At 43.6% G+C, this 14,418-nt stretch carries 14 protein-coding genes; 3 read left to right on the top strand and 11 right to left on the bottom strand.

The genetic code is table 11. The annotated features are described in order from the left end of the window. Nucleotides 1-13: 13 nt before the first annotated feature. From MHI12_RS13755 to MHI12_RS13740, 4 genes are all read right to left on the bottom strand, one after another. Nucleotides 14-901, bottom strand: a complete 888-nt coding sequence (locus tag MHI12_RS13755) for a carbohydrate ABC transporter permease (protein WP_405172684.1) — start codon at nt 899-901, stop codon at nt 14-16. Nucleotides 902-916: 15 nt separating this feature from the next. Continuing rightward, nucleotides 917-1,906 carry an ABC transporter permease gene (locus MHI12_RS13750; RefSeq protein WP_405172683.1) on the bottom strand — a complete coding sequence of 330 codons (990 nt, stop codon included), beginning with the start codon at nt 1,904-1,906 and terminating at the stop codon, nt 917-919. 119 nt (nt 1,907-2,025) lie between these two features. After that, entirely contained in the window at nt 2,026-3,048 is a 1,023-nt protein-coding gene (locus MHI12_RS13745) for a LacI family DNA-binding transcriptional regulator (RefSeq protein WP_076330992.1), read from the bottom strand. A 181-nt stretch (nt 3,049-3,229) separates the two neighbouring features. Next, the gene (locus tag MHI12_RS13740; RefSeq protein ID WP_405172682.1) at nt 3,230-3,574 is read right to left on the bottom strand and encodes a thioredoxin family protein; all 345 of its coding nucleotides are present in this window, start codon (nt 3,572-3,574) and stop codon (nt 3,230-3,232) included. Nucleotides 3,575-3,692: 118 nt separating this feature from the next. Between MHI12_RS13740 and MHI12_RS13735 the strand changes: the two genes are divergently transcribed. Beyond that, a complete protein-coding gene (locus MHI12_RS13735; protein WP_017688678.1) occupies nt 3,693-3,830 on the top strand; it encodes a hypothetical protein in 138 nt (45 codons plus the stop codon). 79 nt (nt 3,831-3,909) lie between these two features. Here the strand turns inward: MHI12_RS13735 and MHI12_RS13730 are convergent, their stop codons facing one another. Both MHI12_RS13730 and MHI12_RS13725 read right to left on the bottom strand, forming a co-directional pair. Next, nucleotides 3,910-4,203, bottom strand: a complete 294-nt coding sequence (locus MHI12_RS13730) for a DUF3817 domain-containing protein (protein WP_036608336.1) — start codon at nt 4,201-4,203, stop codon at nt 3,910-3,912. Between the two features lie 210 nt (nt 4,204-4,413). After that, a complete protein-coding gene (locus MHI12_RS13725) occupies nt 4,414-5,382 on the bottom strand; it encodes a LacI family DNA-binding transcriptional regulator (protein ID WP_405172681.1) in 969 nt (322 codons plus the stop codon). Nucleotides 5,383-5,946: 564 nt separating this feature from the next. Between MHI12_RS13725 and MHI12_RS13720 the strand changes: the two genes are divergently transcribed. Next, entirely contained in the window at nt 5,947-7,371 is a 1,425-nt protein-coding gene (locus MHI12_RS13720) for a glycoside hydrolase family 1 protein (RefSeq protein WP_036670759.1), read from the top strand. Nucleotides 7,372-7,564: 193 nt separating this feature from the next. Here MHI12_RS13720 and MHI12_RS13715 read toward each other — a convergent pair whose 3' ends face one another. From MHI12_RS13715 to MHI12_RS13705, 3 genes are all read right to left on the bottom strand, one after another. Continuing rightward, a complete protein-coding gene (locus MHI12_RS13715) occupies nt 7,565-8,167 on the bottom strand; it encodes a sugar O-acetyltransferase (protein ID WP_405172994.1) in 603 nt (200 codons plus the stop codon). A gap of 234 nt (nt 8,168-8,401) precedes the next feature. Continuing rightward, nucleotides 8,402-9,565 (bottom strand): MFS transporter, encoded by a 1,164-nt coding sequence (locus tag MHI12_RS13710; RefSeq protein ID WP_405172680.1) that lies wholly within the window; start codon nt 9,563-9,565, stop codon nt 8,402-8,404. Between the two features lie 127 nt (nt 9,566-9,692). Continuing rightward, on the bottom strand, nt 9,693-10,445 hold the full coding sequence (locus MHI12_RS13705; protein WP_036670754.1) for a TrmB family transcriptional regulator: 753 nt from the start codon (nt 10,443-10,445) through the stop codon (nt 9,693-9,695). Between the two features lie 184 nt (nt 10,446-10,629). On the opposite strand from MHI12_RS13705, the gene MHI12_RS13700 reads away from it, so the two are divergent. Beyond that, complete coding sequence (locus tag MHI12_RS13700) at nt 10,630-10,890, top strand: hypothetical protein (RefSeq protein WP_047842808.1); 261 nt, start codon at nt 10,630-10,632, stop codon at nt 10,888-10,890. An 83-nt stretch (nt 10,891-10,973) separates the two neighbouring features. On the opposite strand, the gene MHI12_RS13695 is transcribed toward MHI12_RS13700, so the two are convergent. Beyond that, entirely contained in the window at nt 10,974-12,617 is a 1,644-nt protein-coding gene (locus MHI12_RS13695) for an extracellular solute-binding protein (RefSeq protein WP_405172679.1), read from the bottom strand. A 120-nt stretch (nt 12,618-12,737) separates the two neighbouring features. After that, nucleotides 12,738-14,417, bottom strand: a complete 1,680-nt coding sequence (locus MHI12_RS13690; RefSeq protein WP_405172678.1) for a response regulator — start codon at nt 14,415-14,417, stop codon at nt 12,738-12,740. Between the last annotated feature and the right edge of the window lies 1 nt (nt 14,418).

The following is a 14,418-nucleotide window of genomic DNA, read 5'->3' as shown; positions in this document are numbered from 1 at the left end:
ATAGTTGTTGCTCCTATTCCTTGACTGCTCCGAGCATCATTCCCGAGATAAAGTATCTCTGAACGATGGGATAGATCAGCACGATAGGGAGTGTTGTAATGACAATGGTGGCCAACTGCACGCCTTTGGTCGTTGTTTCAATGACAGCTGAACCTCCGACATTTTGCATGGATTGTGTCTGTGACTGAACGATAATCTCGTACAACATCATCTGAAGTGGATACAGTGACTGATCGGTAATGTATAACTTGGTTGTCATGAAGTCGTTCCATTGCCCCACCCCATTAAATAGCGCAATTGTAGCCATGGCAGGCATGGAGAGTGGAATGAATATTTTCAGGAAAATATGCCAATCCCCTGCACCGTCAATCTTGGCCGATTCTTCCAGCGAATCCGGAACATTCCGGAAGAAATTCATCAAAATTACGACATCATAGAAGCTGAACAACGCCGGAATAATGTACACCCAGAAGCTGTTTAACAATCCAAGTGATTTGATTAACAGGTATGTCGGGATCATGCCGCCCGAGAAGAACATTGTAATAACACCCATGGCAACGTATAATTTACGGCCTCTTATGTACTTTTTGCTCAGACCGTAACCAACCATGGCGCAGAAGAACACATGTGTAACAACGCCAATCGTTGTTTTGGAAACCGATATGAAGAAGGCCTGCCAGATGCCCTGATCATTGAATACAGCTCTGTAATTCTCCAGCGAGAATTCCGGTGACCAGAAGATGAATCCACCTTCCGCCAGTGCCTTGCCTGAACTAAAGGAAGAGATGATGACATTCCAGAGCGGAACCAGAATAACGATCGTACAGATGATTAGCAAAATTATATTTAACGTATCAAAGATCCGACTATCGAGATCTTCTTTTGCCACCTTTCCATTCACGCGGGATGCCTCCTTCTACAACACAGATTGATTATCGTTTAATTTGCTTGTGATTTTGTTTGCCGTGACGAGTAGAATGACAGAGATGATTGAGACACCCAAGCCAACGGCCGTTGCATATGAAAAGTCACCCTGAGACATCCCCATACGGTACACGTACGAATTAATGACTTCCGCTTTGTCACGGTTCTGGGAGTTCATGAGAACGAGCGTTTGATCCAGATTCGATCCCAATAAACCGCTTACAGTTAGAATCAGATTTAAGCTGATAATTGATTTCATGTTAGGCAATGTGATATTCCAGATCTGTCTGAGACGGCTTGCACCATCGATTTTGGCAGCTTCATAAAACGTAGGATCAATCTTCGCCATGATCGCCAGATACAGAATCGTTCCCCAACCTGCTTCTTTCCAAATATCCGATAACGTAGCAATCCACCAATACTTGCCTGCATCCAGTAAGATGTTCTGCGGTTGCGAGATCACTCCCAGGCTAAGTAACAACTGATTAAATAACCCCGTTGTCGAAAACCAGGTAATCAGCATTCCCCCAAGTACAATCCAGGACAAAAAGTGAGGTAAATATGAAACCGTTTGCACAAACTTCTTGAATCGTCCGCTGTTTAACTCGTAGATCATGATCGCGAGAATGATCGGAATGACGAACCCGATACCTAATTTCAAAAAACTGATCCCTAGCGTATTCACGACTGCATCCCAGAAGTATTTATCTGACAAAATGATTCTGAAATTATCCAGCCCTACCCAAGGAGCGGTGGCCAGCGTATCAATGACCGTGTAATTCTTGAAGGCAATCGTCAAACCGTAAATCGGGATATAACAGAAAATAATCATAAAAATAATGCCAGGGATAATCATCGATTGAATCTCCCACTGTCTCCGATAATCGACTATGAATTCTTTAATCCGTTGTCCGATGGGTTTCTTTCCATTGGGACTGATCGCATTTTTACCGGTTGATGTCTCTACGGCTAATTTATCCACGTTTTTTTACTCCCCTCCACCTTGCATGCATGTTTATAAAAACGTTTTTATTTTTCGACATAAAAACCCCCTTTGTTTATATTTATGTAAAAAAAGACCGGAGAAGAAGCTGAATCAACTTATGTACGGTAGTCTTTCCTGTCGATCTTCACATGACTTGAACCTCTCACCACCAGTTCACCCGCCAATTTCTGTGCAGCCCCTTGTTCTTTCTCCTTGATCATACCCACCAATTGATTGATTGCCAGGATACCCTGTCTTGCAATTTGATTTCTTACCGTTGTGAGCGGTGGAGAAAAATACTGTGCGATGTCAATATCGTCAAAACCCACGACACTAACATCTTGAGGCACTTCAAAACCCTCAGACTTCAACGCATGCATACAGCCAATTGCACTCAAGTCATTCCCTGCAAGAAATGCATCAGGCCGCTTGCCGGGGTGTAAATGAAGAAAAGATTTTATCGCACTATACGTGCTCTCCTCCTCAAAGTACCCTTGTATAATGTAATCTTCATCAATTGGAAGCTGGTATTCACGCAAGGCAGCCAAATAGCCATCTCTACGCTGCACACTGTCAAACATTGTGTCCACGCCAGAAATATAAGCAATTTTCTTGTGCCCCAGCCCAATTAAATACTTGGTAGCTTCATAAGCCGCCACATACGAGTCAAAAATGACACTTCCCATCGTATCACTCTGATAGACCCGATCCAGAAAAACCGCCTTGATCTTGTCTTTCTCCATGGCGATAATATCTTGCTCATCGATCCGAAGCTCTTCGTAGATAATGACACCATCCACCCGCCGACCCAGAATATTACTCATAATAACGTGTTTATCCTTGGTCACAAATACATTCAGCCCGTACCCAAGACGATCACATTCACGAGACATTGACTCAACCAGCTTATAGAAATACGGACCCGATACACTTGTAGTGAAAAAACCGAGCATTTTGGTTTGACCGGACTTCAACAGCTTGCCATTCAGATTGGGCACATAATTTAAACGCTCTGCCACCTTAAGAACATGTGATTTTGTCTCCGGGTTCAAGACATCCACACCATTCAAGGCGTTGGAGACCGTAGATATGGATACGCCCGCTTCCCTTGCTACATCTTTAATCGTTATCTTTGCCATAAGTTTTGTTCCTTTACTATAAAAACGTTTTTATAATGTTTAAATTATCATAAAACCGTTTTCATGGCAACACTTTAATTTGCGAGTTCAGGCATCATGTACTTTATTCATAGCTATATGCCACTGCGGGCGCAAAAAAAACGGCTCATGTATGAGCCGCCGTTCATGAAGCTTTAGCTTTCTATTCCTCATCTTGGACATACATGGAGTGAATCTGTTGCAGCTGCTCTTCCAGACGTTCCAAGCGAACAAAACGATCCGCTCGAATATATTCCTTCTGCTCCACAAGCATGATCATTGTTGGAACAGTAAAAATAAGAAACTTGGATGCAACCTCTTCCACTTCATTAGCATTAATGTGACCCAGGTATATTGATGGATAAGGTTCAAGCAACGCCCTGATCTTGGGGAGTAAAGCGTGACATACACTGCACTCTGGCCGAGATACATACAAAAAAACCAATTCATGTTGTTGAATAACTTCTTCAACCATTTCTATGGATGTTAACTCATGAATACCTTTCATGGAAGCTCAACCCTTTCAGTCATTCAATAGCTTGCTCATTTAAACTTTTTCTTTTCAAGTATAGCCTATATGCGTTAGAATCAAATGGAATATATCCCCATATGAAAGAGGTTATGGTATGAAAAAATCATTCTTATTTCTGTTCACTGCGCTGGTAGTTGTTACTTCCTTCTCGGCGTATACGCCTGTGTCGAATGCCTCTGGCGATATTGGAGTAAGCTTATTGTCCGATCGTCAGCAAGGTACTGTAAAGTAGTACTTGTACAGAAAGTAACAGGCGACAATTCGGATAACATCTGAATTAGTCGCCTGCTTTCATTTATTCTTATTGATTTTTATTTCCAATCTCTCTTCCGAAGATAAGATTCGAATACAAAAGTACCAAACGGCAGTAGACCAGCGAGTCCACCCATCAGCCAGCGTGTTATCTTCCACTTCTTGACCAAAGCCAAGTGAACTAGCGCAATTAGGTACAAAGGAAACAAAATACCATGAATCATGCCCATTACGGCTACAGCGGAAGAGATATCTGCAAAATATTTCAGAGGCATAGCAATAAAAATCAATAGAAGTAAGGATACGCCCTCCCATATGCCCGCAATTCTGAATCGACCTGTCACTGTCTTCATAAAGTTCATTCTCACCTTTCCCGCAGATCGTTTGTGAAATATGTAACTTGTAACATGCTACGAAAACTTCACGCCACATCTCCGTATAGATGTGTCGCTCTGAAGCTCATATTCAGTATAACGTATGTGTCCGATTCGAAGATGCTTCAAATTTGAATAATTATTGAATCCATAAAACCAAACCAGATTCCAACATCAGGTCTTACGGATTCAAGTCGTCTCACGCTCAATCAGCTGGTATGTTAGCTGCTCTGTCTTCAACTCTGTTTTACCCAACACGGCCCACAATTGATGGAAAGCCTGGGTGGCTTGCTCCGCAATCGGATTGTGTATAGTCGTGATTCCGAGTACACGGGAAAGTTCAATATCATCAAACCCCACAATGGCGAGTTGTTCCGGTACCTGAATATTCTGTCTACGTGCTTCGCTCAGAATGCCGATGGCTGCATAATCATTTGAACATAATACGGCCTGTGGAAGTTCTGGCTCCTCTACCATTCTGCGCATCGCTTCTTCGCCATCTGTGGAGCTAAATACGGAATATTGATACGCTTCAGACCACACAGGTAACCCTTTGCTCTTCATAAAAGATTCATAGGCTTCACGGCGGCTCTGAGTATTCAAACTTTCAGCCCTTCCAAATGCATTCGCAATTCGAGTGTATCCTCTTGATATCAGATGCTCCAGAGCTAACTTATACCCTTCTGCCTGATCCATCGCAACAGACGGAATCTCGTCATTCCCCATTCGCTGCCAGGAGACAATGGGCCCATACTCCATATAAGCTTTTAATTTCCGAGGATCATTGACACAAGCAATAATAACTAGCCCATCCACTCGTTTGCTGCGCAGATCTTCGAATGCCTGCAATTCAATTTCCGGATCTCCACGGGATGTATAAATAATCGTCTGAAACCCAAAATCCATGGCTGTATCAATGAATTGATTCATGAATGTAAGAATGATCTCACCTGTGGTAGAGGTCACAATTCCAATCTGCTTTGTCTGTCCTGTAGATAACGATATCGCATTTCGGTTGGGAATATAATTCAACTGTTTCATAATATCCGTTATGATCTGTCTTGCTTCATCACTAACATGCGGAGAATGATTAATCACGCGTGACACTGTCGCTTTTGAGTAACCGGACCGCTTCATAATTTCATCAAACTTGGACATCGGAGACTCCCTTCTTGCTAACGAACTATATAAGTTCAACTAAGATTATTTACACTGGCACTTCGATGACAGAACAACCTTCCGATCGCTGTTATCCCCAGATTTTTTGATTCTCATATCTAAACGGGAAAATCCGGGGATAGCGTATGCTTCGGATGTAGCTTTCTTTCAGAAAGCTTTCAGGCGACCGCTTCGCTTCTTCTGGTTATTTCTGTCCTCTCCGTTTCGTGTAAATTTTAGTTGAACTTATTTAGAATAATAGTATGCCTTAGATTGGGGTCAAAAGTAAAACTTGACGTGTAACCCGTTACAACGTTTAAGCTTTTTTTATGTCATATATGAATCATTTTTAAGTGCGCGTTCAAAAAGACCGGTTTTCAGTACCGAGAAGATGGGATGAAGCTAGAAATGGAGTAGCAGAGGGTAGGGAAAACTACGTGAGCAACGGACATTTCGGCTGAATTCCATATTCGATGTAGATGATGCCGTTAGGCATCCTTTGTAATCAAAAGCGGGCTTGTTGAACAACCTCTTAATATCAATTTGATGAATGGAGCGATACACATGAGTAATCAAACCTATCAATTCCCTGAAAATTTCCTGTGGGGTGGCGCAATTGCAGCCAATCAGGCTGAAGGTGCATACAATCAAGGCGGCAAAGGATTATCTACTCAGGATGTAGCTCCCAAAGGCATCATGGGGCCAATCACGGAAGAACCAACCGAAGATAACATGAAACTGATCGGTATCGATCTGTATCATCGCTACAAGGAAGATGTGAAACTGTTTGCCGAGATGGGTTTCAAGGTATTCCGTACTTCCATCGCCTGGTCCCGTATTTTCCCAAAAGGGGACGAGCTGGAACCAAATGAAGAAGGTCTGCAATTCTACGACGATCTGTTTGACGAGTGTCACAAATACGGGATCGAACCACTGGTTACGCTATCCCACTATGAGACACCTCTTCACTTGTCCAAAGAATACGACGGCTGGGTTAACCGAAAAATGGTTGGATTCTATGAGCGTTATGTAACTGCCGTATTTAAACGTTATAAAAACAAAGTAAAATACTGGCTTACTTTTAACGAAATTAATTCGATTCTTGAAGCACCCTTCATGAGCGGTGGCATCTACACGCCTAAGGAAAAGCTTAGCAAGCAAGATCTCTATCAGGCGATCCATCATGAGTTTGTAGCCAGCGCTTCCGCTGTTAAGCTCTGTCATGAGATTATTCCTACGGCACAGATTGGTTGTATGATGCTCAGTATGCCGACCTACCCGCTGACACCGAATCCAGACGATATGATCAAAGTCATGGAATTCGAGCATAGCAACTATTTCTTCGGTGATGTACACGTAAGAGGTCGCTACCCTGGTTATATGAAACGTTACTTCCGTGAAAATGGAATCGAGATTCAAATGGAAGCTGGCGACGAGGAAATGTTGCTGAATACAGTAGACTTCATCTCTTTCAGTTATTACATGAGTATCTGTCAGACAGCAGACCCGGAGAAACAAATCGCAGGTGAAGGTAATCTGCTTGGGGGTGTACCTAACCCTTATCTGCCAGCAAGTGAATGGGGATGGCAGATTGACCCGCAAGGATTGCGTTATGTGCTTAACATGTTCTATGACCGTTATCAAAAACCACTGTTTATTGTAGAGAACGGTCTTGGCGCTGTCGATGAGTTGATCACGGGTGCTGATGGCGAGAAAACAGTCGAAGACGATTACCGAATCCAGTATCTGAATGATCATCTGGTTCAGGTTGGCGAAGCCATTGAAGATGGCGTTGAAATTATGGGTTATACATCATGGGGTTGTATTGATGTGGTCAGTGCGTCTTCTGCCCAGTTGAAAAAACGTTATGGTTATATCTATGTGGATCGTCATGACGATGGATCAGGAACACTCGAACGTTATCGCAAGAAATCCTTCCATTGGTACAAAGAAGTGATCAGCAGTAACGGGAAAAGTTTGCAGCGTTAAGGATCTTTAAGCAAATGTAACAGATACATTCTTCTATCCCTCAGACATGTCACATGAAAAAGTGTCGGTCATACGATACCTAGCATGTTTTCTGTCTGGGGGATTTTATTTTTATTTTCAAAAAGAAACACCCGATGATACACATCGGGCATTCTCATTAGCGACTATCACGTTGTTCACTATTTATTCTTCACTATATGTTCTTCACTACATCCCTGCTGTACTTGGTTTTGTCTTCTTCTGTTATCTTGCGAATGACCCTGCAAGGATTACCCGCAGCAATCACACCAGACGGTATACTCTTGGTCACTACGCTCCCTGCGCCGATGATCGTATTATCTCCAATCGTCACACCGGCAAGAACTGTCACACCGCCACCGATCCACACATTATTGCCCACCGTGATGGGACCAACGATCTCCAGACCTTCATTGCGCTGCTCAACATCATAAGGGTGGCCTGCTGTATAAAATCCGCAATTAGGAGCAACAAAAACGTTATCTCCAAAACTGATTTTGCCTCCATCCAGCATGACAATATTATGATTGCTATAGAAGTTCTCACCAATTTCAATATTATAGCCGTAATCACATACAAATGGCTGTTCAATCAGGAAACGATCCGTCGTTTTCCCCAGCAGTTTTTTAATTAACGCTTCTCTTTCATTGATCTTGGCTGGATGAAGCTGGTTATAATCGTAACAAAGCCCTTTGGCATGTAAACGCTCTTCAATTAACTCTTGATCATAATTGGCATTGTATAAGAGCCCTAATTGAGATTTCTTTTTTTCAGTCATCATTTCGTAAGCACTTCCCATCTTCTATCTAAAATAAATTAAAGCTCAATCTCTCTAACAATACTTTTTAAAACTCTTTTAATTATATAGATTACGATGAATAAAGCAAGTTTTGCTCTATATAAAAATGGTTTATTTTACTACGCTACTCTAGCGTAACAACAATAAAAAAACCTCTACACCCATTAGTCTATGGGAATGCAGAGGTTCAAGCTTTTGTCTAATTTTTTTATTCTAAGCAACTGCCTGAACGGTTTTTTCCTTAACGCTAATGGCATAGATGGCAGACACCAAACCAAGCAGTATCAGAACAGAACCAACCCATCCTGTATTCAGAATCGATGAGTGATCAATCACCATGCCGCCGATATAGGTACCCAGTGCAATACCTGCATGTGCAATACCTGAGTTGGTGCTGATTAGCGTTTCGGCTGTTTCCGGCGAAGTTTTGATAATGAGACTATTCTGTACAGGCGTAACGGTCCAGCTCAGTGCACTCCAGATGCTTAACAGCAGCAAGAAGGCGATCAAAGGCAATCCCACACTGAACGGAATGACAGCCATACTTACGATAAAAGGAATCAGCACAATGATAATGGCTTTAGCAGGATGCAGACGATCGGATAACATGCCACCTATGCCTCCACCTGCAACAGCGGCGATCCCAAACATCATATAGATAAAGGTAACCATCGTTGCGCTGGCACCCAGCGTTTCTTGCAGAAATGGTGTGAAATACGCATATAAAGTCAAGTGACCCGCAAGCACAAGCAAAGTTGTAGCATGGATTGCCAACATTTTTGGATTCCACAGAGCAGAAAGCTGTTTCTTCAGGGATACAGCAGGTATCGGCTGGACGCGGTCCATTGCAATCCAGATGGCTACCATGACCACTGCGGTCAGAATGGCGATCAACATAAACACCTCACGCCAGCCTGCCAAATTGCCTACAAAGATACCAAGTGGCACACCCAGGATAAGTGATGCACTTCCTCCCATGGTAATGGTCCCCACGGCGCGTCCTTTATACTGTGGTTCCACAATGCGCGCTGCAAGGGTCAGGGAGAGCACAAAAATAAGTGAGCCCGTGGCGGCTCCGAGTGCTCTGCCCGCCATCAGCATATAAAAGCTGGAACTAAATGCAGATATCAGATTACTGATCAGAAAAACAAAAAGCGTACACATATATACTTTTTTACGCTCGAATCTGGCCGTCATATTTAATAAAATCGGTGCAGACAACGCATAGACAAGTGAGAAAATAGAGATTAAATACCCGGCTTTCGACAGGGAAAGATGAAGATCCGTAGCAATCAGGTCCAGAATTCCGCCCAAGATCAGTTCAACGGTTCCGACCACAAATGCTGCGATAGCAAGCACATATACTTTCTTATTCATTTTTGAATCCTCCTCGAAAAGTTACAACTACGATAGTAACCTATAATAATGAAAGTTTCAATAGTTATTTTCATGATTGTTTTCAAACAAAGATTTAACAAAAAAACTATCCTCCAAGAGAATAGTTTTAATAGATCAATCTGGTGAGCAGTTTCTCGATTTCAGCATCCTGTAACAGTTGGTCACCGTATTTTTTGGTTATTTGAGTAAGGGCAACATCATGGTAGAAATAATCCGTCATCGCTTTGACAATCGGTTTGGACATCGTCTTGATCGCTCGCCATGAATCGTGCTCCACACCGGCAAACAGCAGATACGCATGATCCACAATAAGCAGCTGTGAAGGTTCCGGTGCATCAAGCAATGGAATCAACGAGTATATCCGGTTTAAGGATGTCTCCATTCCCCCAACGGCAAGCACTTCAACGTACACGCCCTGCTTTTCCTTCTGCTCCAGCAGTTCACGATATTTCTCCATTCGCTCATTCCAGGCCAGAAAAAGAATCGATGAATCTGCTTCCTCGATCAGCTGTTCGATATTCGATGCGATGGACGACTCATCTTTTAACGTCCAGATATGTTCATCGGTGAATGTGCGTTTGATTTTGTAACTCTTCAATTCCTCAATATCTTTCTCAAAATCAGCCTTGATCTTATGAATAATAGACTGAAGATCCACAGCCATATATAGTTTTTTCTTCCCATCCATCGTTGTCAGCACTGTTCCCTTGTCGATCAGGCGATTAAGCACTTCATAGATCTTGGCTTTGGGAACGTTGGAGTAATTTACAATCGATGTGGCATCAAGCGGTTCATCCTGCGCGAATATAGCCTCGTATACCTGACTTTCATATTGTGTAAACCCGAATTTCTGCAACATGGTTTGGATCGGCGCATCCCTTCTTAGTGTGTCTGGTCTATCTAGTTTAGACGCATGAACTTCCCATGTCCAGTATGTCCCAACGGACCAGTCTATTTATTAAACATCATGACTTTCGTCTAACACCCTTTCCTCTACTTTTCATCTACTATTAAGAACCTTTAATAGAAAAGAGATGATTAGTATGGCTCGTGTCAATGCTGTTCCACAACCGGATCTGGTATTAATCTATTGGTCTAGAAATCCGCTCATTCCCGGTTCTGCGCGCAGAATCCAAAGTGTACGTGTGATTGGTAATACGTCTCCATGTACATTCACACTGGTTCCTGGTGCACGGTTGATCAATGCACTGAACTGCTTGCTGGACAATGATATTGGATTCAAAGTGGTCTACCGCTACAAAACGTCAGAAATCAGCGGAGTTCTGTTATTGAAACGCAAATGATCAAAAGCATAAAAATGGTGCCTCCCTTTGGGGAGAGCACCATTTTCTCATTTTTCGTTCTTGGATGATATGAATCCAATTCTCTATTGGTTAGCTGCGATGGTATCATTCACTTCTTGTGTGATCTGATCCCCGCCAAGTTTCTTCCAATTGGCTACAAAGTTATCAAACTCGTCAATTGACAGATTGCCATAAATTATTTTCAGAAACGTCTCGGCTCTAAGTTTATCCAGTGTTGCCTGTTTCGTATTCATTGTTCTCGTCGGTGCATAGATGAATTCATTCATGACAATGAGGTTATTATCCCGATAATATTTAATCACACCTTGTGAACTCTCTGGGCCAAAGATACGCTCCATATGCCACTTGTCGAGATTCCCATTCCGATAATCCATAATATCGTCATAGAACAGCTTCGCTTCCAGTTCCAATCCGGACGTATCTCCTGTTTTGAGCGCCTGCTCTACTTCATCCTGTGCCTTCACATTTTTGTTGGCTGGCAGGTTGGAGACCGTTGCATTATGAAAACCAAGCCCTGTCAGTCCATTCAAATAAGCAGCCCGTTCCTCCTTGGCAGACTCACCGAACATTTTTTCAGCTTGGAAATTGAGCAACTTTATTAACGCTTCCGGATGCTCGTACCCTTTGCGAACGGCAAATATACCGCCCAGACTAAGATGATTCTGTGTTTTGGCTGGCTGATCATCAATCGATTGAACCGGGTAAGGCATCCAGTCGATGTTCTGGTCTTTCTTAATCATGCTGCTAACCTGAAAAGGTGCCCATTGCGGCAGGAAGAACATGCCTGACTTGCCTGCATTCACATCCTCCATCATTTTAGCAAAATCCTTCACGCCAAACTCGGGATCAAGCACACCCTTCTGATACAGGGTCTGAAGCTCACGCAATCCTTCTTTCACTTCAGGTTGGATTGTTCCATTCACGACTTGACCTGAAGCATCCTTAATCCAGGTTTCGAGATAACCATGATAACCAAGCAAGAACGCGTTTATAGGCAAATCCTTGTTCAAGGCAATGCCATACGTATCATCTTTGCCATTTCCGTCTGGATCTTCGAAGGTAAAGGCTTCTGCTATCTGGATGACATCCTGCATGGACTTGGGCGCTTCAAGACCAACCTTTTTCAGCCAGTCCTGACGAATCCAGATCATATCCGAGGAATCCAGCGAGCCTGGGAAGCTCACCATGGCGTATATTTTGCCATCCTTCGTTACCGGCTTCAAGCCTGCTCCATCTTCAGCAGACATGAACTCCTTCACCAGTTCGGATGCATACTTGTCATATACTTCGGTCAGATCCTCCAGCATCCCCGCTTCATGCAGTTGTTCGAATTGAACAGCGCTCACTTTCAGTACATCCGGCAGATCACCACTCGCCAGCGTGACATTCATCTTATCGTTATAATTGGCATCTGGAACAATCCATTCGTACGATACATCAATACCGAGTTCATTCTTATACCCTCTGGTCCAGATGTTATTGGCGTGTGTATCTCCTTGGGCGAGCGATTCTTTCCCCGTTTCATTCATGGTGGAGGTCAATTTAATAGGTGGGTCATATTTCGTAAGTGGTCCTCCCGCATCCTGCTGTGTGTTCGGCTCATCTTCCTTCTCGGCACTCCCTGCACCAGACGAACAAGCTGCAAGCGTGGTGGCCAGCACCATGGTTAATGTTAATAATGAGACCTTCTTGAATGATATATTCATGCGAATCCCCCTTTTTTTCTCCTCCCGTGAGGTATATTTTCATCTTACAAAGAAAGCGCTATCACTTCGAGTGTATCCCGTTGACATCTGGTATCTTTGATTTACCATTTGAGACATCCTCTAGCTTTTCTGATCCCGATACTCTTGAGGGGTACAGCCTATTGCTTTTTTGAAGAAACGATAAAAATAATGCTGATCGCTAAATCCAACCTTTGCCGATATTTCATGCATTTTGCAGGAAGAACCCAGGAGCAACTCTTTACTTCGCTCTACTCTGCGGTCATGGATGTAGTCGGATATGCCTTTGCCTGTAATCCGTTTGTACCAACGCGACAGATAAGAAGGGTTAAGAGAGACTTCCTGTGCGATCCGTGTGAGTGAGAGGTCATCCTCCAGATGGTGCTTGATATAATGATGGATCGTAATCAGAATCTGTGATTGGTCATTCAGGCGGGCATCACTTCGTTTGGAGATCATCCATTCGTATGCAGATTGATAAAAGATGACCAGATCGGACCATGCGGTATGGATGTCAAAATGCAGCATTCGGGAAAGCGATATTTCTTCCATTGCCGACTCATACAACCCCAATTCGTGCAGAACTTCAATGAGTACATTGGCTGCACCTGTATAGGTTTTCATGCGGAAGAACGGATCTTGAAGCCCTTCCTTCGCAGCCTCGGTCCATTTATGAAAGGACTCTATCCATTCCCGATCCCCTGCGGTTATTCGCTGTTTGATCTGCTCCAGATGCAGTGCTACCACACCCTGTTGATTCATAATGCTAGGCGTGTAAGGCAATTCGTCCTGGATATTGACACGCAACAGCTTCTCCATCCCCAGCCCCGGACTCTCATGAACCGACAGACGCAGTTGCGCAATGGCCTGATTAACCCTGTTCCACTCTACCGCCTGCTCGCTGACCATGATGGATACAGACAGGTTCAGACAGTCCGCACAGGATTGCTGCACGGACTCCAGTGTGCCATAGACAAAACGAAGAGTCTGATTCCAGCTGTCCAGCTGACTCCCTCGTTCCACTTGTGTAGTAGACACGTGTAAATGAAGCTCTTCCTGCGGTTGAATAAAACACGCGATGACCTGAGCCTCCAGATCAATCGCCTTCACCTTAGCCTTGTCTTGCAGCAGCTCCTCCGCAACATTGGCAACGGCATACCGGATGAGACTACGATCCGCCTGAGACTGATAGTTGTTCCACTCCTCCACCCGTATGATCACAGGAATAACGAGTTGATCGGATTCGAAAGGCAATTGCACAGCATCCAGTTCTTCTTGAAGTGAAATGATATCATGTCTATCCGTTCGCTTAAGCACATCCAGCAGCAATTGACGTTGTAACTGGGGCAGCGCTCGTGGCAATTTGCTGCGAAACCAGGCAGCTTGATAGCGAAAATCATTCTCTTCCGAGATCTGTGTTAATGCCCGTTCTACCGCAGCCCGAATATGATTCATTCCCTCTGTCTTTAACAGGTAATCAACAACACACGGATTTCGAATGGCTTGGTGTGCATAATCGAATTCGTTATGACCGGTCAGCAAGAGAACTTTGCATCGTGGCCACCGATCCATAATCTGCTCGATCAACTGCATGCCATCCATACCAGGCATACAGATGTCGCTGAGTACAATATCAATCTTGACCGAGTTCAGCCAATCGATGGCTTCAAAGGCAGAGTATGCTTTAATAATCTCCATATCCTGAAAGTTTGCCTTTTGAAAGAAAGCATACAGTCCATCCAAAATAACGGGTTCATCATCTACAATAAGCATCCGCTGCATA

It is taken from the genome of Paenibacillus sp. FSL H8-0280 (assembly GCF_045040665.1).
GTDB classification, from domain to species: Bacteria; Bacillota; Bacilli; order Paenibacillales; family Paenibacillaceae; genus Paenibacillus; species Paenibacillus xylanexedens_A.
This window is presented reverse-complemented; position numbering and strand designations above follow the sequence as displayed.

What these genes read in the sequence shown, in the direction of transcription:
- MHI12_RS13735 (WP_017688678.1), top strand. Translation starts at nt 3,693, where the DNA reads ATGAAAAAATCATTCTTATTTCTGTTCACTGCGCTGGTAGTTGTTACT.
- MHI12_RS13710 (WP_405172680.1), bottom strand. Translation starts at nt 9,565, where the DNA reads ATGAATAAGAAAGTATATGTGCTTGCTATCGCAGCATTTGTGGTCGGA.
- MHI12_RS13705 (WP_036670754.1), bottom strand. Translation starts at nt 10,445, where the DNA reads ATGTTGCAGAAATTCGGGTTTACACAATATGAAAGTCAGGTATACGAG.
- MHI12_RS13715 (WP_405172994.1), bottom strand. Translation starts at nt 8,167, where the DNA reads ATGACTGAAAAAAAGAAATCTCAATTAGGGCTCTTATACAATGCCAAT.
- MHI12_RS13690 (WP_405172678.1), bottom strand. Translation starts at nt 14,417, where the DNA reads ATGCAGCGGATGCTTATTGTAGATGATGAACCCGTTATTTTGGATGGA.
- MHI12_RS13740 (WP_405172682.1), bottom strand. Translation starts at nt 3,574, where the DNA reads ATGAAAGGTATTCATGAGTTAACATCCATAGAAATGGTTGAAGAAGTT.
- MHI12_RS13720 (WP_036670759.1), top strand. Translation starts at nt 5,947, where the DNA reads ATGAGTAATCAAACCTATCAATTCCCTGAAAATTTCCTGTGGGGTGGC.
- MHI12_RS13695 (WP_405172679.1), bottom strand. Translation starts at nt 12,617, where the DNA reads ATGAATATATCATTCAAGAAGGTCTCATTATTAACATTAACCATGGTG.
- MHI12_RS13725 (WP_405172681.1), bottom strand. Translation starts at nt 5,382, where the DNA reads ATGTCCAAGTTTGATGAAATTATGAAGCGGTCCGGTTACTCAAAAGCG.
- MHI12_RS13745 (WP_076330992.1), bottom strand. Translation starts at nt 3,048, where the DNA reads ATGGCAAAGATAACGATTAAAGATGTAGCAAGGGAAGCGGGCGTATCC.
- MHI12_RS13730 (WP_036608336.1), bottom strand. Translation starts at nt 4,203, where the DNA reads ATGAAGACAGTGACAGGTCGATTCAGAATTGCGGGCATATGGGAGGGC.
- MHI12_RS13700 (WP_047842808.1), top strand. Translation starts at nt 10,630, where the DNA reads ATGGCTCGTGTCAATGCTGTTCCACAACCGGATCTGGTATTAATCTAT.